General features: G+C 73.3%; 10 protein-coding genes. 2 read left to right on the forward strand and 8 right to left on the reverse strand.

Features of this window, described 5'->3' with window-relative positions; translation table 11 throughout:
• Positions 1-92: 92 nt before the first annotated feature.
• From KBY19_RS37160 to KBY19_RS03655, 8 genes are all read right to left on the reverse strand, one after another.
• Positions 93-4,493: an FtsK/SpoIIIE domain-containing protein gene (locus KBY19_RS37160; protein ID WP_210965132.1), complete on the reverse strand. Its 4,401-nt coding sequence runs from the start codon at positions 4,491-4,493 to the stop codon at positions 93-95.
• A gap of 21 nt (positions 4,494-4,514) precedes the next feature.
• On the reverse strand, positions 4,515-4,763 hold the full coding sequence (locus KBY19_RS03625) for a hypothetical protein (protein WP_210955161.1): 249 nt from the start codon (positions 4,761-4,763) through the stop codon (positions 4,515-4,517).
• Positions 4,764-4,777: 14 nt separating this feature from the next.
• Positions 4,778-6,793, reverse strand: coding sequence for a hypothetical protein (locus KBY19_RS03630; protein ID WP_210965133.1), 2,016 nt, complete (start codon positions 6,791-6,793; stop codon positions 4,778-4,780).
• Between the two features lie 156 nt (positions 6,794-6,949).
• Positions 6,950-8,491, reverse strand: a complete 1,542-nt coding sequence (locus tag KBY19_RS03635) for a serine/threonine-protein kinase (protein ID WP_185018512.1) — start codon at positions 8,489-8,491, stop codon at positions 6,950-6,952.
• Entirely contained in the window at positions 8,488-11,094 is a 2,607-nt protein-coding gene (locus KBY19_RS03640) for a DUF3488 and transglutaminase-like domain-containing protein (protein WP_247690559.1), read from the reverse strand. The genes KBY19_RS03635 and KBY19_RS03640 overlap by 4 nt, the downstream gene beginning before the upstream one ends.
• On the reverse strand, positions 11,091-12,266 hold the full coding sequence (locus tag KBY19_RS03645) for a DUF58 domain-containing protein (RefSeq protein ID WP_185018514.1): 1,176 nt from the start codon (positions 12,264-12,266) through the stop codon (positions 11,091-11,093). The genes KBY19_RS03640 and KBY19_RS03645 overlap by 4 nt, the downstream gene beginning before the upstream one ends.
• Positions 12,266-13,276 (reverse strand): MoxR family ATPase, encoded by a 1,011-nt coding sequence (locus tag KBY19_RS03650; protein WP_185018515.1) that lies wholly within the window; start codon positions 13,274-13,276, stop codon positions 12,266-12,268. Before KBY19_RS03650 ends, KBY19_RS03645 begins: the two co-directional genes overlap by 1 nt.
• Positions 13,267-15,648, reverse strand: a complete 2,382-nt coding sequence (locus KBY19_RS03655) for a hypothetical protein (protein WP_210965134.1) — start codon at positions 15,646-15,648, stop codon at positions 13,267-13,269. The genes KBY19_RS03650 and KBY19_RS03655 overlap by 10 nt, the downstream gene beginning before the upstream one ends.
• A 358-nt stretch (positions 15,649-16,006) precedes the next feature.
• Between KBY19_RS03655 and KBY19_RS03660 the strand changes: the two genes are divergently transcribed.
• Both KBY19_RS03660 and KBY19_RS03665 read left to right on the forward strand, forming a co-directional pair.
• Complete coding sequence (locus tag KBY19_RS03660; protein ID WP_210965135.1) at positions 16,007-16,720, forward strand: ABC transporter ATP-binding protein; 714 nt, start codon at positions 16,007-16,009, stop codon at positions 16,718-16,720.
• The gene (locus tag KBY19_RS03665) at positions 16,717-18,438 is read left to right on the forward strand and encodes a hypothetical protein (protein WP_210965136.1); all 1,722 of its coding nucleotides are present in this window, start codon (positions 16,717-16,719) and stop codon (positions 18,436-18,438) included. The genes KBY19_RS03660 and KBY19_RS03665 overlap by 4 nt, the downstream gene beginning before the upstream one ends.
• The last annotated feature ends 31 nt before the right edge of the window (positions 18,439-18,469 follow it).

Raw genomic sequence — 18,469 nt, forward strand, 5'->3', positions numbered from 1 at the left:
GCGGGCCGCACCCGATCCGGCTGCGGCCCGCCGGCTCGTGCGCGCCCCCGCCGTCCGCCGTCGGGGTGCCCCGCCGACCACGGGGCACCCCCTCACTCGTCGGTGACCGCCTGCACCGGAGTCATCTCGCCGCTGAGCACCAGCAGTCCGCGACCCGCCACATTGGAGGCGGTGGCGCGGGGCAGCCGGATGCTGAACAGCTCCCCCTCCGAGTTGTTCTGCGGCGAGAGCAGCAGGCCGCTGCGGGCGCGGCGGGCCTCCCGGAGGAAACCGCGGTACTGCGAGGTCAGCGAGTCCGTGGTGCCGGCCGCCACCAGCCCGTGGCCGCCGTCCACCCCACTGCGCACCACCGACTCCAACACGGAGTCCAGCGGGGTGTCGTACACCAACTCGGCGTCGTCCACGACCACCGCATAGCGAGCGCCGTCGGCACCCGCGCGATCCAGCAGCTCCTTCAACTGCGCCGCGTCCGCCATCTCCCGCAGCGCGCCCAGCACTCCCGGTTCACCCTCCAGCTCGCGCAGCGGGGAGCGCTTGGGCGTGACGACGATCAGGGGCAGGCCCGCGCGCAGCAACGACCGTGCCGCCGCGCACACCGCCGTCGAGCGCCCGGACTTGGGCGGACCGGCGATGACGAAGCCGGGGCCGTGCTGGGAGAGATCCACACCGAGCGGGCCGAGTTCGTCGCCGCCCACGCCCACCAGCGCCCACAGCGGGGACGGCGGCGTGAACTCCGGGTCCAGCGCCAGCGCCTCCCGGGCCGTGGCGCGCCCCGGGAGCGCGTCCACCCGCATCGGGCGCAGCGCGCGGGGCGGACGGCCGTGCACCGCGGCAGCCCGCTCGGCGATCCGCCGGATCGCACTCACCTGCGCCTGTCCGGAGGGATCGGCGTCCAGCAGCGCTGTCTGACTCTCCAGCAAGCCGTCGTCGCCCGGCCGGAGCGCGCGGCCCGGCGGAAGGTGCGAGGGGATGTCCCGGGCGGTCATACCAGCCGTGCTGTAGTCGTTGGAGTCGGCCAGCCGCAGGACGAGCCGATCGCCGAAGGACGAGGAGACCACGCCCGACAGACCGCTGCGCCCCGCGGACATCACCACCCGCAGACCGACGGACGGACCCTCGCGGAACAGCTGCGCCATGGCGTCGGTGAGCTTGCCGTAGTCGTACGACTCGAATGCGGCGGTGTAGCTCTCCCAGCCGTCCAGCAGCAGCACCAGCCATGGCAGCCGCTCGTCGGGAGTGGCGGCGGAAGCGCGCTGTTCGGCGACGTTCGCGGCACCGGCCCGGGCCAGGATCTGCTGGCGGCGGGCGATCTCCGCCTGGAGCCTGGCCAGCAGCCGGGTGAGCCGGTCGGTCTGGTCGCGGGTGACGACGGCGCCGCAGTGCGGGAGCACGGAGAGCGGCACCAGCGCGTTGGAGCCGCAGTCCACTCCGTACAGATGGACGTCGGCGGGGGAGGCGAGGTCGGCCAGGGAGCCGGCGATCGTCCGCAGCGCCGTCGAACGGCCCGAGCGCGGCCCGCCGACCAGCAGCAGATGGTCCCCGTCCACCAGGTCCAGGACCAGCGGCTCGCGGGCCTGCCGTGCCGGTACGTCGGTGACACCGAACACGGCGGGCGGGACGTCGCCCCGGCGCTCGACCGCGGGCCGCGGCACCTCGTCGAGCGTCACCAGGTCGGTCAGCGGCTCCAGCCAGGGCCGGTAGGGCTCCTCGCACCCGAGGGCGGTGGCGCTCGCGCGTACGGCCTCCACCAGCAGCGCCAGGTCCGTGAGCGGGTCGTCGTCCTGGCCGCCCGGCGGCTTGGGCCGCGTGGGTGCGGGGCGGCCCAGATCCGACCACTCCACCGGCACCGCCCACGGCTGCGTGGTCACCTCGGCCGCCGTCTGCGGCCGCCGCCCGCCGACCCGGCCGGACTGGAACGGCAGCAGCGAGGAGGCACCCAGCCGCACCAGCGCACGCCCCGGTGTGCTCTTGGCGATGTACGCGGAGTCGGGCGCGTCGATGACGTCCTGGCTCTCGGCGTTGTCGGTCACCCGCAGCGCGATCCGCAGATTGGTGTTGGCACGGATCTCGGGCGAGACCACACCGCTGGGCCGCTGGGTGGCGAGAATGAGGTGAATGCCCAACGACCGGCCCCGCTGGGCGATGTTGACCAGCCCGGTGACGAAGTCCGGCAGCTCACGGGCCATCGAGGCGAACTCGTCGACGACGATCAGCAGCCGGGGCAGCGGCGCCAGCGACGGGTCGCGCCGGGCAGCCCGCTCGTAGGCCTCGATGTCCTTGGCGCCCAGCGGCTCCAGGATCCGCTCGCGGCGGCGCACCTCCGCGTCGAGCGAGACCAGCGCCCGCTTCACCAGATGGGAGTCGAGGTCAGTCACCATGCCGACGGTGTGCGGCAGTTGCTCGCAGCCCTTGAAGGCGGCCCCGCCCTTGTAGTCGACCAGCACGAAGTTCATCGCGTCCGGCCGGTTGGCCACGGCCAAGGACGCCACCAGCGTCTGCAGCAGCTCCGACTTGCCGGACCCGGTGGTGCCGGCGACCAGCCCGTGCGGCCCGTCGCGCACCAGATCGATGGTGAACGGGCCGTCGAACGAGGCGCCGACCACGGCGCCGGTCGAGCGCCCGCCCGCCGCCCAGCGCGCCGTGATCACGGCGGCCGACGGAGGCTCCAGCTCCAGCAGATCCAGCAGCCGGCAGGCGTCCGGCAGGGCACCGGTCTCCTTCTCGCTCACATCGCGGACCGGTGCCATGGCGCGGGCCACCGCCTCGCACCAGGCGGGCGGCACACAGTCCGGCCGTACCGACTGCACCGGGGTCTCGCCGAACTGCGACACCTGCAACAGCCCGAAGTGGTCCTCCTCCACCAGCGCCCGGCACTCCTCGGGCAGCAGCCCGCGGTCGGCGTCCAGACACACCAGATGGATGCCGAAGCGGGGTCCCTCGCGCAGCAGTTGGGTCAGCCCCGGCAGGGCACGCAGCCTGCGGGAGCCGTCCAGCACCACGAGGACGGACGGGCCGCGCCACACCTCGTCCGAGCCCGGCCGGCTCTCCCCGGCGTTCTCCTGACGGGCGCCCAGCAGCGCCAGCAGCTCGCTGATCCGGCGCGCCACGCTCTCCGTCTCGGTGCCCAGCAGCGCCACCGCGCCGTGTCCCTCCCGGCCGCGGGCGTGCGGCAGCCATCGCACCCACTCCCAGCACTCGCTGCCCGAAGGGTCGGTCAGCACACAGATGCTGAGATCCGCCGGGCTGTGCAGCACCGACGCCTGCGCGACGAGCCAGCGGCCGATGGCGCGGGGCAGTTCGCCTCGCCCGGCGACGCCGAGAATGCCGTGGGTGCGCAGCGGGACGCTCACCGGGACGTCGCTCAGCATCCGCGGCTCGGTACGGCGGTGCTCCTGCTGATTCGGGTCGCTCACCTCCACCTCGGAGGGCAGCGTGCCGGTGCCGACCCGGAGCCGGCCGTAGTCGTCGTCCTCCAGCCGCCGTTCCCACAGCCGCTGTCCGGGGCCGGTGGCGACGAGGTACAGCTCGGCCGGGTCGGGGCAGGCCAGTCGGCGCGCCGCTGTCTCCTCGGCCATCGCCTTGCGCGCCTGGTACTCGATGGAGACCTTGTGCTGCTCGTACTCGCGACGCTTGCGGCGGTGCGATGTCCTGCCGTGCCGGCGGTCGTAGAAGTGGTTGGCGACGAGAGTGACCGGGGTGAGCACCGCCATGATCAGATAGATGGCGCTGCCCAACAGCACCACCATGGCGACGGCGGCCAGCATCGGTGCCAGCGCGACGGCCCACGGCAGGGGCCGGGTCTCGGACTGCTTGGGTTTGGGCGGCAGCTGGAACTGCGTCTTGTGGGCGGAGGGCTTGATCCGCGGGGGCCGGTTGTAGTCCAGCCCCGTACCGTCCTGCGAGGGCTTGAGCGCGGCGTCCGGGAAGGTGGGCTCGCGCAGCTCGAACAGCGAGTGCCCGGCGGCGACGACACCCCGCTGCCGCCAGATCGCGGGCTGCTCCAGCTGCCGGCCGTCCATCGTGACGCTGCTGCCGAAGGCGGGGGTGAGCGTCACCGTGCCGTCGACGGCCACATCGATCTCGCACGCGGAGCTGGGCAGGGTGCTGTCCGCCGGCCGTACCCACGCCTCCGGGCCGCTGCCGAGGACGGCGACGCCCGGACCCAGCCGGTGGACCCGCCCGGCGTCGGGGCCGCCCACGACCCGAACCTCCACGGTGCCCTGGGCCTCCGGCCGCGGACCGGCGCCCGGCGCCCCCACCAAGACCGTGGCGCCGTCCCGGACGGGGGAGTCGGCCACCGGAAGGGCCGGGGCGAGCGGGTATCCGTTGACGAACAGCGCGGGCGCCTCGCCCGCGTCGCCCGGGGTGCCGCCGCCCAGGTGCCGGACGATTTCCCGGGCGACGGACCCGACGGCGGCGTCGGGCTCCACATCCACCAGCAGATCGGCGCTCCGCCCGCCCGCGCCGTCGACGGCGGTCAGCCGCAGTTCCATAGGAGCCCCCCGTCGCCGTTGCTACTTCGGCTCATTCTCTTCGGCCTTGGTGATGAGAGCCTGTTCCTCCGCCGGGTAGGACTCGAACAGGTAGTTCAGCGAACTCATACGGCCGTTGAAGTCGCCGGCCCAGGTGTCCGCAGCGGTGCCCGCCCAGGTGTCGGCGCCCATCAGATTGGTCACTTTCTGCACGGCGATCCGGATGTTGTCCACCGCCGTCCCGATCTTCGCCATGTCCTGCCTGCACAGATCGGCATCCGACATGCCCATGGCTGTCCCCCTCGCTAGTTGGCGCTGTTTCCGCGTTCGAAGGCGTCGCGCATCTCGTCGTCGAAGTCGTCCAACTGGCCGCCTTGCTGCCGCGCGACCTGCTGCCACCAGCTGTTGAAGTCCGTCAGATCGTTCGCGTCCTGGAGGGTGATCTGACCGTTCGCCCATTCCGGGTGGTCCGCAGGAGGCTCGATCTGACCGCTGGTGACCAGGCCCTGCAGCAGCGGAAGCCGCATGGAGGACTGGTCGTCGTAGAACTTCGAGCCTGCCGCGTCCTGGTACTTCTGGGCGTTGTCCGTCGAGAAACTGTCCTTCACCGCGGGCAGGCCCGCCGTGATGGCCGTCTGGACCCACTCGGCTTGGACCGGCAGTCCCGGAATGGCGGTGATGGCACCACCGACTGAGTCCACCCACAGCACCGTTTTCTTGTTCGCCTCGTCTTTCAGCTTCTCCGCATTCAGGCCCACCTGGTGGGCGCCGGCGGTCACCACACCCTGCAGCTCGGCCAGGTTGTTCAGATAGGTCTGCGCATCGGGGCTGTCCATGCCTCCGGCGGCCGTCAGCGAGATCTGCGAGTTGACGGCGTTGACCAGATGCCCGGCGTCGCCGTGGTTCTGCGCGATCATGCTGATGAAGTCCAGCGCCGTTTGATGGCCCACGATCAGCATGCCCTGGTTGTCCGAGCCGGTCGCCGGGGTCGCCGCCTGGTCCGCCGGCATGCCGTGGGACTGGGCGAAGTCGGGTACATATGTGGCGAACACCTGCGCGAGGGCGTGGGTGATCTGGCCGGACACCGGATACTGCGACTTGTCGTAGTCGCTCTTGCCCTTCTCGTCGCCGTACTCGGCCGCGCCCGCGTTGATGACGTTGGCCGCCGCCTCCGCCGACTCCGCCGGATGGCCGGTCCGGTCCGAGGTGGCGGCGGTGATCACGGCGGCGGGCCACTGCGCCTCGTTGAACGACTGGGGGCCCGGCGTGTGCCACTTGTCGTCGACCAGGATCCCGGCGTACTTCGCGCCGTCGGCACCGGTCAGCAGCCGGCGGGACGCGTCCGGGTTCTCGCTGACCCGCTGCATGAGGATGACCGAGGGGTCGTTGGTGGCGATGGCCTGGATGCGTTCGGCGGCGTCGTCGGCGCCCACCGTGAGGTAGGAGACGTCCAGACCCAGGCTGTCGTACCAGGGGTTGTCCGATTCGACGTAACCGCCGGGCACATAACTGGTGCCGGCGATGAAGGGCTCGGAGTAGTTGGGGCGCATCTGCTGCTCCGCGCGCCAGTCCAGCATCGCGCCGCCGACCGTGGACAACACGTTCGGGTCCCACTTGTCGCCCTTCGGGCCGTACTGGAAGAGCATGCCGACGGACCACATGTCGCCGTTCGGCGGGTCCGTCAGTTTCTGCAGGTAGTTGGCGGGGAGCTGGATCTCCCCCTGTTCGGCGAGACTGGTCGCGGACTGCACGGCCAGCCCGAATCTGGCGAGGATCTCCTGCGAGTCCTGGGAGAGCACGGTGCTGCCGTGGGTGCCGTCCTGGCCGTGCAGGAACCGCGCCGCGCGCACCGAGGCGTCCAGGCCGCCCGCGTTCATGAACGCCTCGAGGTACTCGGGGTCGTCGGCGTGGTCGGCCAGTGACTGCGACAGGTACTGGATGGTGGTGCGCGACTGCGGATTCTCGGGGTCGTTCAACGCCTCCAGCAGGCTCAGGGCCTCCCGCTGCCCCTGCGCCGTGACGTCGATCTTCGAGACGTCCCACTCGATGTTGACCCAGTCGGAGTGCGGGCTGCCCTGGTTGACGAACCGGGGCTGCAGGAACAGGCCGTACGCCAGGTCGGCCCGCAGCGCCATGTTGGTCGCGTCCTCGCCGACCTGAGTCGTCTGCTGCGTCAGGACGGACTGGCTGAGTGTTCCTCCCCACTTCGAGAACAGATCACGGATGGTGGTGCCTTCCGTGTCGAGCGCGTCCGCCAAGCCCTGCAGCGCATTGGCCAACTCGCGCAGCCGAAGAGGATCGACTCCGGTGAACTCACCCATTCCGCTTGCTCCCCCCGATGCCGGCCGACGGCGCGGTACGCGCTCCGCCATATGCCGGACAGTTGATCAGCACAGCATTCTCCCTGCTCCACGACGCGAAGCAGAAGCTGTGTTCCTCCATTGTGACGTCCGCCTGTGACATTCCCGCCTTCCCGCTCAGCCGCCTTGTTCCCCCCGGTCGCACACCGACTCGGCCGAGGCCAGCCCCACACTGCCGTCGGCCGTCTGCACCAACGAGGTGACCACGTAGCAGGAGCCGGCCTTCACGGGCGGGGAGGAGAAGACGACACTCGGCTCGTCCGCGTTGGTGTTCTTCACCTTCACCGTCTCGCCGTCCGGCGACTGGGCGGTGACGGCGTAGCCGTAGACGGCCTGCGGCTTCTTCGGCTTGCTCCAGGCGACCTGGACCTGCCGGCCGACCCGGGTGACCTTCACCTCCTGGGCCTGGAAGTCCGGGACCTGCCCCTTGGGCAGCGGATGCGCCGACTGGGCGGGCTTCTTCGGCGGCTTCGCGGCACGGTCGGGCCCGGCCTCGTTCGCGGCGCGCACCAGGAACAGGGCCACCCCCGCGCCACCCGCCAACAGCAGCGCTCCGCATGCGGCGAGGATCCGGTTGCGGGTGCGACGCCGCCGGGCGACGGCCTCCGCGGAGTCCGGGTCGTCGTCCGTCTCGGGCGGCGGCTGGGTGAGGGCGTCGTCGGCCGGGTCCCAGCCCGGCAGCGGGGGCTCGGGCCCGGCCTCCGGCTGCAGATCCGGGACACGCGAGGCGCAGGAGACCGGCAGAAGCATCCGCAGCACGCGGTGCACCTCCGTCAGCGGTGGGCGCCCCTCCGCGTGCGGTGCCGTCATCCGGTGCAGCAGCGCGTACAGCGGCTCGGGTACATCCGACCTCGGGGGCCGGGGCAGCCCGCCGGCCAGCACCGCCTCGTACGGGGCGGAGCCGCCCGCGCGCACCGCCGCGGCCTGGGCGGGCTCGCCCGCCAGCAGCGCGTACAGCGTGGCCCCCAGCGCGTACACATCCGCTGCGGGCCCCGGGGCCTCCCAGCCGAACAGTTCCCGCGCCGCGTACGCCTGGTCGAAGACGGCACCCAGCGACGGGACGGCCCGCTGGAGCACACGGCCGAGCGCGTGCCCGGTGAGCAACGCACCGCCCTGCGCGTCGAAGAGGACGGTCGCCGGGCGCACATCCAGGTGCAGCACCCCGCGACGGTGCGAGGAGTGCAGTGCCAGGGCCAGCCGTACGCCGATCACCAGCACGTCCTCGACCGGGAACGGGCCGGAGGCGGTCAGCCGGTCCTGCGCCGAGCCGCCCGGACACCACTCCTCCACCACGTACAGCTGTTGCGTGCCGGTGGAGCCGGCGTCCATGACGGTGACGGCGCACGGGTGCCTGGCGGCCGCTCCCGCTGCCAGCAGCTCGGAGTGCGCGGCCAGACGGCGCGCCGGGTCCTCCACCGCAACGGGCAGCACCTTGACGGCCACCTCCCGGCCGCTCGACACCTCCTGGCACAGCACGACGGTGCCGCGCGCTCCGGCACCCAGGACGCGCTGCGGCCGGTAGCCGTCGGGCAGCGCCGGCGGTGCGGCGGGTGCGGAGGCGGTCGGGGCGGCGGGCGCGGCGGGCGCGGCGGGCGGCACGACCGGCCCCCCGGCCGCGCCGCCCGCCGCGCCGGGGCCCCAGCTCGGGTTGGCTTTCACCGGTGTGCTCCTGATCGGCTGTGACGAATCAACGTACGGGGCCGCAGCGCCCGCTTCACCCGCTCCCGGCGCGGAACCGTCCGCGCGACGACCTCCTCGATCGCGTCGCAGTGCCGCCAAGCGGCGTCCGCGGTGCCTTCGTCGGGCGTACGGCCCCCGTAGCCGACCTCGTTGACCAGCCGGGCGAGGGCGGGCAGTTGCTCGCTGGCGCTGCCGCCGACACGCTCGACGCCGAAGGCCGCGACCTCGGTCGCGGTGTGCGCCGCGGTGGCCGGCAGCCCGATCTCGGTGAGCCGGTCGACGATCTGCTGCCAGGCGCCCAGCACCCGCCGACCGGGATCTCGCGCGCCGCGGCGCCGACTGCGGGTGCGGTACGGGGCCCAGGCCGCGTAGCCGCAGTAGGCCAGCAGCCCCAGTGCCACCGCCAGCGGTGCGAACACCCACGCGGGCAGCCCGCCGCCGTCGGCCGGTGCGGCCCGGCCGTCGCCGTCCTTGCCCCCGCCCTGCTGCTGGGGAGGCACGGAGGGCCGGGGCTGCTCGGCGATGTCGCGATCGGCCTTCTCACGCTCCTTGGGCTGCCCGGCGGGCGGTACGGACGAGCCGTCCTGCGACGTCTGACCGGGCGTCGGGTAGAACGGCACCCAGCCGACGCCCTTGAACCGGACCTCGGGCCAGGCCAGCGCGTCCCGCCCGGTCAGCTGGCGGGTACCGCCGTCCCCGCCGGAGCCCCGCCCCGCGGCGTCCTTGTCGCCGGCGCCGTCCGCGCGGAAGCCGACCGCGACCCGCGTCGGCAGCCCCAGCGTCCGCGCCATCACGGCGAAGGAGGCGGCGAACTGCTCCGAGGTGCCGTGCTTGCCCGTGGTGAGGAAGAACTCCAGGTTGCGGTAGCCGTGCCCGGGAACCGACTTGGGGTCGAAGCGGTAGTGCTCGCGCAGCCAACCGGCCAGCTTGTGCGCCTGCTCGTACGGATAGCTGCTGCCGGCCGTGGCGGTGGCCGCCAGTTTCGAAAACGTCTCGACGGCCTTGATCGGCTTGCCGACCGCGTCGGTACGCGGCAGCGAGGTGTAGGCGGATCCGTCCGGAACGGCCGCGTACCGAAGCCGCTCGGCGTCGTACACCGGCGCCTGCGAGACGGCGGTGTACGACAGCCCGCGATGGGACCGGGCGCCGGTGGCGCCGCCCTTGCCGAGGGCCAGCACACCGCTGGCGGGATCGACGGCGAGCTGTCTGGTCTCCCCGCTGTCTCCGCTGTCTCCGCTGTCTCCGCTGTCTCCGCCGTCCCCGCCGTCCCCGCCGAACCCGTCGCCCTGGCCGCCGTTTCGGTTGCCGTCGCCCTCGGTGCCCTCGTCGGTGATCTTCACCGACGAGGGCCGGTCCACCGCGGGAAGCCAGATGCCCGGCAGATTCTGGATGGTCACCCGCTGCTCCACCCGCCGGTGGCGACCGGGATCGGTGCCCGGCTGCGGAGGCACGCGGCCGCCGGAGCGCTCCAGTTCGGCGCCGGACGTCCACTTCACGCCGTCGTAGCGGTCCAGCACGGCGAGCCGCCAGTTCCGGTCGGCTGCCGTGCTCCGCGCGGTGAACAGCCGGGTCTGCGGCTGCTGCAGCCAGGCGGCCACCTGGTCGAGAGGGCTGGTGGACTGCGGGTGGACGGTCGGCGGGCGCACGTCCTGGCGCAGGTCCAACGGCTCGCGCGCGGAGAGCCCCGGCAGCCGCGGCCCGAGGAGCGCGGCAGCCAGCGCGAGCACCGCGACCAGCGGCAACCCCGTGCCCAGCACCCGGACGGTGCCGCGCCGGGACGCCCGCGACCGCAGCAGCACCAGCAGCGCCGCGCAGACCACCAGGCCCACGGCGGGCAGGGTGTTCGAGCCGGGCCCGGTCACCCCCAGCACCAGCGGGAAGCCGAACGCCGGCACGCAGGGCAGCGCGGGCAGCAGCGGCGAACGCGTCCGCAGCGCCAGCTCGGTGGCGGCGAGCGTGGCCAGCCACATCACCGCGTGCGGCAGCACCAGGAAGTCGGGTCCGGACGGCGCGGGCAGGATCGTGGTGAGGATCGCGTGCGGGGAGTCCAGCAGGGCCGACCAGATGTCGGTGACCGCACCGCCCGAGGCGAGCCCGCCCGCGGCGTCGCGGAAGAGCGTCACCCGCACCGCGACCAGCCACACCACGGCACCCAGCACCAGCGACGGCCACAGGGGCGCGGGGCGCCCCTTGCGGCTCTGCGCGAGGAACAGCCCGGCCGCCACGGCCATCGGCACCAGCACGGCGACCGCCAGCACGGGTAGGAGCGGCCCCGGCCGGAACACCCGGTGGAAGCCCAGCCCCGCACTGGCCAGCAGCCCGGCGACGGGCAGCAGCGACCACAAACGGCGACGGCGCGAGAGCTGACGCGGCGCGGCCGGCGCCGTCGTCACCCGGCTGCCGTCCCGCCCACCGCCGGCCGGCCCGCCCGTGCCGTCGCCGGGCGACAGCGGTGCCGGCGGGGGAGAAGCCTCGGGCGCCGTCGGCCGTGGCGGCGCCCAGGACGGACCGTCGTGACCGGCGCCACCGGTGGGACGCACGCCCGGCAGGGCGGTGGCGCGCGGCGTGGATGCCGGGCTCATCGCACCGCCTCCCGGCGCCAGGTGGCCGGCAGCGAATCGAGTCCGGTCACCCGCAGCTGCGGAACGTCGCTGCCGAGGCCGGGCGGCTCGTGCGGGTCGTCCTGCGTCCGGGAACCCGCCCGCAGCACCACCGTCCGGTCGAAGCGGCGGCGCACCCGCTCCAGCGCGCTCAGCCCGCTGACATCGGCCGTGCCGGTGACGACGGTGAGCGAGCCGCGGCGGCGCGCCCGCTCCAGCTCGTCGAAGGCTCCCGCCGCCGAAGCCCGATCGGAACGGCGCACCAGCGCGAGCCGGTCCAGCAGCGCCTCCGCGTCGTTGCCGCCCGCGCCGTCCGTACGCAGCACGGGGCCCGTCTCGCTGAGCACGTCCACCGGGAAGTTGGAGCGGGCGGCGGCGAACGCGACGGAAGCCGCGGTGTCCACGGCCAGCTCGAAGTCGTCCTCGGTGCGGTAGGCGGCGGACCGGGTGTCCAGCACGACCGTGGTGTGCGGCAGCGAGACATCCACCAGCTGCTTGACCATCAGCGTTCCGGTACGCGCCGAGGAGCGCCAGTGCACCCGCCGCAGATCGTCGCCCAGCACGTATTCGCGCAGCGCGTGGAAGGTCAGCGACCCCTCGTCCGCCGTGTCCGAGGTCGGCCCCTCCACATGGTGCGCCGTGCCCGAGGGGAGGACCGGCAGCAGACACACCCGGGGCCGCACCAGCAGGGTGTCCGTCCCGCCGTCCGTGGGGCCGAACACCCGTACCCTGCGGGCCAGTCCGAGCGGGTCGGTGCGCTCCAGCCGCAGGGGGCCCAGCGCGAGCCGGCCGCGCCGCTCGGTGGGCAGCGCGTAGCGCACGGTGTGCTCAGCGCCCGCGGCCAGCGACGGCACCTGGAGCGTGAGCGGCAACTCGCCGCACCTGTCGGTGACATCCAGCCCGCGCCGGGTGCGGCGCCCGGTGTTGGTGAGGGTGACGGAGCCCTCGGCCCGGTCCCCGCGCGCCACCTTCCGCGGGGTGACCCGGCGCCGCGCCGCCAGCTGCGGTGAGCGCCCCGTCCGGACGAGGGCCGCGGCCACCGCGAGCAGGCAGCCGACCCCCAGGATCGCCGCCTCCGGATAGCCGAACGCGTAGCCGGCCCCCGTGAGTGCCGCGCCGCCGACCAGTGCCCCCCAACCCGTCGGCGACAGCATCAGCCCTGTGCCCCCGCCTGCGGTACCGGAACGGTGGCCAGCGCCTCCGCGACGACGTCGGCGCCGCTGCGGCCGCTCAGCTCCGCCTCCGGGGTGAGGATGAGCCGGTGTGCCAGCACCGGACCCGCCAGCGCCTTGACGTCCTCCGGCAGCGCGTAGGCGCGCCCCTGCGAGGCGGCCCGCACCCGAACGGCGCGCAGCAGTGCCACCGAGCCGCGCGGGCTGGCGCCCAGCCGCACCTCGGGCAGCTGCCGGGTGGCCGCGACCACCCGCACCAGATAGTCGTACAGCTGCGGCGCCACCTGGATCTGCTTGGCGACCTGGATGAACTCCGCGATGTGCCGGCCCGTCGCGATCGTCGGCAACTGCTCGATGTCCGGCTGGGATCCGGCGCCCGAGAGGACGGCGACCTCCGAGGCATGGTCCGGGTAGCCGAGGGTGACCTGCATCAGGAACCGGTCGAGCTGGGCCTCCGGCAGCGGATAGGTACCGCCCATGTCCACCGAGTTCTGGGTGGCGATCACCATGAAGGGGCGGGGCACCGGGTGGGTGCTGCCGTCCGCGGTGACCTGCCGCTCCTCCATCACCTCCAGCATCGCGGACTGGGTCTTGGGCGAGGCGCGGTTGATCTCGTCACCGAGCACGACGTTGGCGAAGACCGGGCCCGGCAGAAACTCGAACGCCCCGGTGTTCTGCCGGTAGATGGTCACCCCGGTGATGTCCGAGGGCAGCAGGTCGGGCGTGAACTGCACGCGGTGCCAGCTCGCTTCGAGGGAGGCCGCCAGGCAGCGTGCCAGCGTCGTCTTACCGGTCCCGGGTACGTCCTCGATGAGCAGATGCCCTTCCGAGAACAGGCACACCAGCGCCAGCTCGACGGTCTCCCGCTTGCCCTTGACGACCCGCTCGATGTTGTCGCCGAGCGCGTGGAAGCACTGGGCGAGCAGCGCGACGGACTCCGGGGAGGCTGCGGTGGCGGCCGGTGCGGTTGCTTGCTGGTGTTCTACTCGCACTTCCAGACCTCCGGGGAGAACTCGCCCTTGCGATGGTTGCTGGTGCCGACCCACAGGTCACTGACGTAGGCGGTCTTGCCCTCCCACTCGATGCGGTCCCACTTGTCGCTCTTCCAGCCGTACGTGTCGTGGGTCTCCGCACTGCCCTCGACCTGGCAGATCACCTTGAGCATCGGCGTCTGCCCGCTGGGGATGAAGCCCGCCCGCGACCCTGCCATGCCGTTGGGCTGGGTACGGACACCCACGTCGTCCCCGTCGTCGACATTGTCCGCGACGCGGATGTTCTTCGTGTTCGACAGATTCACCCGCTTCACGACGCTGCCGCCAGAGCCGGCCGCGTTCTTGGCGGCGACGGTGAGGGTGTAGGCGCGGAAATTCTTCAGGTTCCGCAGCGTCGCCCGGGTGTTGCCCCGATTCCCGTCCGTGTCGGGTCCCCCGCCGGTGACGGTGTAGGTGGTGCCGTTCCCCGCGTTGGCCGGTGCCTGCCAGGTGAGGTTGATGCCCTTGCCGCCCTGCGGGAAGGCGTGCTGGACGTTCTGCGGCTGGCCGGGCGCCACACACGGGCGGGCGGGGCCGGAGCGGCCGGACTCGGCCTTCTGCCCGTCCGAGAACTCCGCCTCCACGGTGAAGGTGTACTGCCGGTCGCAGGAGCCGCCCTTCACCTCGAAGGTGAACGGCCCGCCGGGACCGACCCTCGTCGGCTTCACATCGGCGCCGGCCGGTGCGCCCTTGAGCCGGTATCCGGTCGGCTTGACGCCCGAGGAGGGCGCGAAGGAGACGCGGATGGTGCCGGGGCCGGATTCCGCCTGCGGGACACCGGGCGGCTGCGGCTTCGCGGGCTCGTCCTCATCCGGCTTGTCGGGATCCGGCTTCTCGGGGTCGGGCTTCGGGTCCTGCTTCGGGTCGGGCGCGGGCTTGTCGTCGGTGCCGTCCCGGTCCGGCTTGTCCGCCGGGGCCTCGGGACGTGCGGGCTTGTCGTCCCGGCCCGGACCGGAGGGGCCTTCGGGCAGCGGGTCGGGCGTGTCCGGTCCCGGCGCCGGGTCGCGCCTGCCGTCGTCGTCGCTGCGGTCCTTGTCCCGGGGCTTGCGGCCGGAGGGCACATCGGTGTCGTACTTGTGCACGCGCTTGACGTGGCCCGAGGAGTTGATCACGACGGCGGTGGCGTTGTCCGCGTCGTTGACCCACAGCAGTCCGTCGCGTACGAACAGGCTCAGCTTGCCGCGCTTGCCGGTCACCTTGACCGGCTTGGTGATCGCCGCCGCCTCGGTGTCGTACACCTTCAGCGTCCCGTTGCCCTGGTCGGGCACATACACCTTGGACCCCAGCACCTGCGGTGTGCCGTACCGGCCGTCCGAGGAGCCCAGGGACGCGGTCAGCAGCGAGCCCGTCCGGGTGTTGACGAGCGCCATCCGGCCCGACTTGCGCGCCAGCACCGGCACCACGTCACCGGTCGTCGCCGAGGGCACCAGCACCGAACCGGACGGGGCCTTGGTGATGTTGCTCGGCAGCTTGAAGCGCATCCCGCGGCCCGTGCGCTTGAGCAGGGTGACCGTTCCGCCCTCGGTGTCGGTCACCACGGGGCGGCTGTCGGCGAGCGTCATCAGCAGCGTGGCGGGCTTGTTGCTCTTCGCCGCCACCTTGATGCCCGGCGCCTTCTTGCCGCGTGGGAAGGGTACGACCTTGCCCTTGCCGGGCACCGGCACCCACAGCGTGCCCTTAGGGTCCGCCACGGCCTTGCCCAACGGCCCGGCCCCCAGGTCGACGGGGGCGCCGATCGGAGTCGTACGTACCGGATCGATGCGCTGGACCCGGGCCTTGACCGGATCGACCAGGTAGGCGTACCGGCCGCCGGTCACCAACTGCAGCCCCGTCCCGTAGCGGGAGGACTGCTCGACCGTCAGCTGTGAGGGGTCGATCCGTACGAGCTTGCCCGTCTTCTCGTCCAGGACCAGCACCGTCTTGCCGTCCTGCGAGATGGTGACCGGGTGGTCACCCATACCGGGGAGCTTGACCTTGCCGTCCACGTCCCCGGTCAGGCCGTTGGCGTGCGCGGCCTCACCGGTGCGCGAACTGGTCAGCCAGGCACCGATGTCGGACAGGTCGGGCACCGCCCCCGCCTTGCCGGTGCCCACCACCACGGACGTACCGACCAGCGCCCCCACCGAGCACAGCGCGATATAGCCGGTCGCGCGGCGCCTGTTGGGCCGCACGGTCGCCCATGCGGCGGCGGCCAGCCGTGCGCCGCGCGCCTTCAGCGCCGCCAACCCGCGCCGTTCGACCTCCCGGTCGGTGCTCTTCGCCTCGTCGACCAGCCGCCGCGGACGCAGCCCCGGCGTCCGGCCCTCTTCGGAGCTCCCCCGAGCATCCGGCATCGACAGTCCCTCCCCCGTCACCCGCATCCACGTCCGACCGCAATGCGCCGCACTTGCAGATTAGCCAACCAACCGGTCTCCCGGTCAGCGCCCGAGCCCCTGCTGTGACAGGAGTATGACGTCCCCGCCACGCAGCCATTGCCTTCCCCACTTGTCGCACCGGACGGGACCGGGCGCCGCCGGATGCCGCGGAGGCAGGGCCGCCGGAGGTGGTCCGATCGTCTGAGAAAATGATCCACATGGGGCCGACCGGAGGGGTGATCTCCGCGCACAGCAGCGGGGACGCAGTTGTCATCGGGACGGAACGGCTGTTGCGGCGGCCGCCGACATCGGAGTACGGGGGATGACGGCCGCACCCATGACCGGAACGGAGCCGGCCGGCGGGCAGGCCGAGCCGCTGCTGCGGCTGTCGGGCGTGAGCCGACGCTACGGGGAGCGGGAAGCGCTCCACCCCCTCGACCTGGAGGTCCGCCCCGGGACGTGCACCGCGCTGTTCGGCCACAACGGGTCGGGCAAATCGACGCTGCTGCGCCTGGCGTGCGGGCGGGACCGGCCGACCACGGGAACGGCGCTGTTCGACGGCAGGCCGGTCGACGAGGACGACCCTCAGGTACGGGCCCGGGTGGCGGTCGCGGGGGACACCGCCAGCTTCTACCCGGACCTGACCGTTCGCGAGCACCTCGAACTGATCACCGTGGCCCACGGGGTCGCCGACGCGGACATGTGGATCGACCAGGTGCTGGCCGACCGGCGCCTGGCCGGTCACGCGGACCAGCTGCCCTCCGCCCTCTCCTCCGGCCAGACCCAGGCCCTGCAACTGGCTGCCGCGCTCGTCCGGCCGCGGGACCTGCTCGTCCTGGACGAACCCGAACAGCGCCTGGACCCGGCCACCCGCACCCGCCTGGGCGAACTGCTGCGCGGTGAGACCCGGGACGGTGTGGCGGTGCTCCTCGCCACCCACCAGGCCGAGCTCGTGCACGCCGTGGCCGACCATGTGCTCGTCCTGGAGGACGGCAAGGTGCTCGCCGAGGGCGGCCCCGGCGTGCTGGAGGAGCTGGACGGCCCCCGATGAGCGGCGCAGCGCAGCGGGACGGTACCGAACCGGTCGACGGTACCGCCGCCGAGACCGACGATGCCGCGTGGACGGAGGCGGACGACCGCACTCCCGAGACCCTGCGCTGGCTGCACCACAAGCGCCAGGCCCACCGCAGCCGGCGCAACCGCGACATGGCGGTCACCGGCTACGCCGTGGCGCTGTTCGCCGTCGGCTACGGCAGCACCCTGGGCTACCGCTTCGTCCAGCGGCTCGGGCACCTCGCCGCGCAGGACGACACCGCCGAGGCGATACGCCGCGCCCTGCCGGCGGTGCTGGTCCTGCTGGCGTGCGCACTGGCAGTGCTCGCGGCGCGGGACGCGCTGTGGCGCGGGCCCGTGCTGGTGCCGCGCCACGACGTGGGCTGGCTGCTGTCCCAACCGGTACGCCGGGAGCGGGTGTTGCGGCCCGCGTTCCGGCTGACGGCGCTCCTGATGACGGTCGGCGGGGTGCTGTGTGCCGTCGGTGGCGCGGTGCTGCTGCGGCTGATCGGGCTGGCCGAGCTGGGGCCCGCGTCTTCGCTGTGGCTGCCGGCCGGGGTGTGCTTGCCGCTGCTGGCCGCGACGCTCGCCCTCCATGTGGAACGCGGTGCCCTGTCGGCGCGCCGGGTGCGCAAGCTCACCCCGTACGCCGTGCTGCTGCTGACCCTGCTCGCCGGGCAGGCGGCCCTGGCGGCGACAGGACGGCGCTCGGCGCTCGTGGAGACGGTTGAACTGTGGTCCGGACCGTGGGGTTGGGCCGCGCAGCCGGTGCTGCACGCGGCCGGTGGGCGGGCAGCGGGCTGGCCGCTCGCCCTCGCCTTGCTGCTCGCCGGCACGGCCGCAGCCGTCGCCCACGCCGTCGGTGTGGTCGGGACGGTCCCCACCCGGCTGCTGCGGGCACGCGCCGCCACGGCGGCCACCGTCGCCTCGGTGCTGTGGTCGGCCGAACTGCGCGTCGCCAAGCTGGCGATCGACGAGGCACTCGCGGACGGCGCGCCCAGAATCCGGCGCCGGCTGCCCCTGCCGCGCTCCCGCCGGCTCGTCGTCGTATGGCGGGATGCCGTCGCCCTGCTGCGTGCGCCGGGACGTGCGGCGAGCGCCGCGCTGTGGACGGTCGCCGCAGCCGGTACGGCGGGCCTGGCCGTGCGGCTGGAGGGGACGATGCGTGTGGCCGTACTCGCCATGGCGCTGAGCCTGGAGTGGTTCGCGGTCGGCAAGCTCGCGGAGACCGCGCGGCTGGAGGCGGACGACGTACGGCGCTCCTCCTGGTCGCCGTCGCGCCTCGCCGCCTCGATGGTGCGGCATGCGATCGTCCCGGCGCTGGTCGGTGCCGTGTTCGCCCTGCTGGCGGCCGTCCCCTTCGCGCTGCGCGGCGGCGGATGGGCGCTGCTGCTGATGCCGCTGTGCGCGCCGCCCTTCGCAGCCGCGGCGGTGCTGGCGGCGGCGCGCGGCCCGGTACGGACGGATCTGCTGTCCCTGGGCCTGGTGACTCCCGCCGGGGACGCCAGCGTCTTCGTGTTCCTGCTCTGGTACGCCACACCGTTCCTGACGGCGGTCGCTTCGCTGACCGCGGGGCTGGGACTGAGCGGCGCTCTCGACCCCGGGGCGCAGGCGGGGGCGATGCTGCGGCCCGTGGCGACCGCTGTCGGGCTCACCTCGGCGCTGCTGTTCGCCACGGTGCGCCGGGCGAGGAAGCTGCACGGTCCGATCGGCTGACGAGGGGCGTCCCGCCCTGGCGGCGGCAGCC

It is taken from the genome of Streptomyces sp. B15 (assembly GCF_018070605.1).
GTDB classification, from domain to species: domain Bacteria; phylum Actinomycetota; class Actinomycetes; order Streptomycetales; family Streptomycetaceae; genus Streptomyces; species Streptomyces smyrnaeus.

Excerpts from the sequence above, each read along its gene's own strand:
- KBY19_RS37160 (WP_210965132.1), bottom strand. The coding sequence starts at position 4,493 with ATGGAACTGCGGCTGACCGCCGTCGACGGCGCGGGCGGGCGGAGCGCC.
- KBY19_RS03625 (WP_210955161.1), bottom strand. The coding sequence starts at position 4,763 with ATGGGCATGTCGGATGCCGATCTGTGCAGGCAGGACATGGCGAAGATC.
- KBY19_RS03630 (WP_210965133.1), bottom strand. The coding sequence starts at position 6,793 with ATGGGTGAGTTCACCGGAGTCGATCCTCTTCGGCTGCGCGAGTTGGCC.
- KBY19_RS03640 (WP_247690559.1), bottom strand. The coding sequence starts at position 11,094 with ATGAGCCCGGCATCCACGCCGCGCGCCACCGCCCTGCCGGGCGTGCGT.
- KBY19_RS03645 (WP_185018514.1), bottom strand. The coding sequence starts at position 12,266 with ATGCTGTCGCCGACGGGTTGGGGGGCACTGGTCGGCGGCGCGGCACTC.
- KBY19_RS03655 (WP_210965134.1), bottom strand. The coding sequence starts at position 15,648 with ATGCCGGATGCTCGGGGGAGCTCCGAAGAGGGCCGGACGCCGGGGCTG.
- KBY19_RS03660 (WP_210965135.1), top strand. The coding sequence starts at position 16,007 with ATGACCGGAACGGAGCCGGCCGGCGGGCAGGCCGAGCCGCTGCTGCGG.
- KBY19_RS03665 (WP_210965136.1), top strand. The coding sequence starts at position 16,717 with ATGAGCGGCGCAGCGCAGCGGGACGGTACCGAACCGGTCGACGGTACC.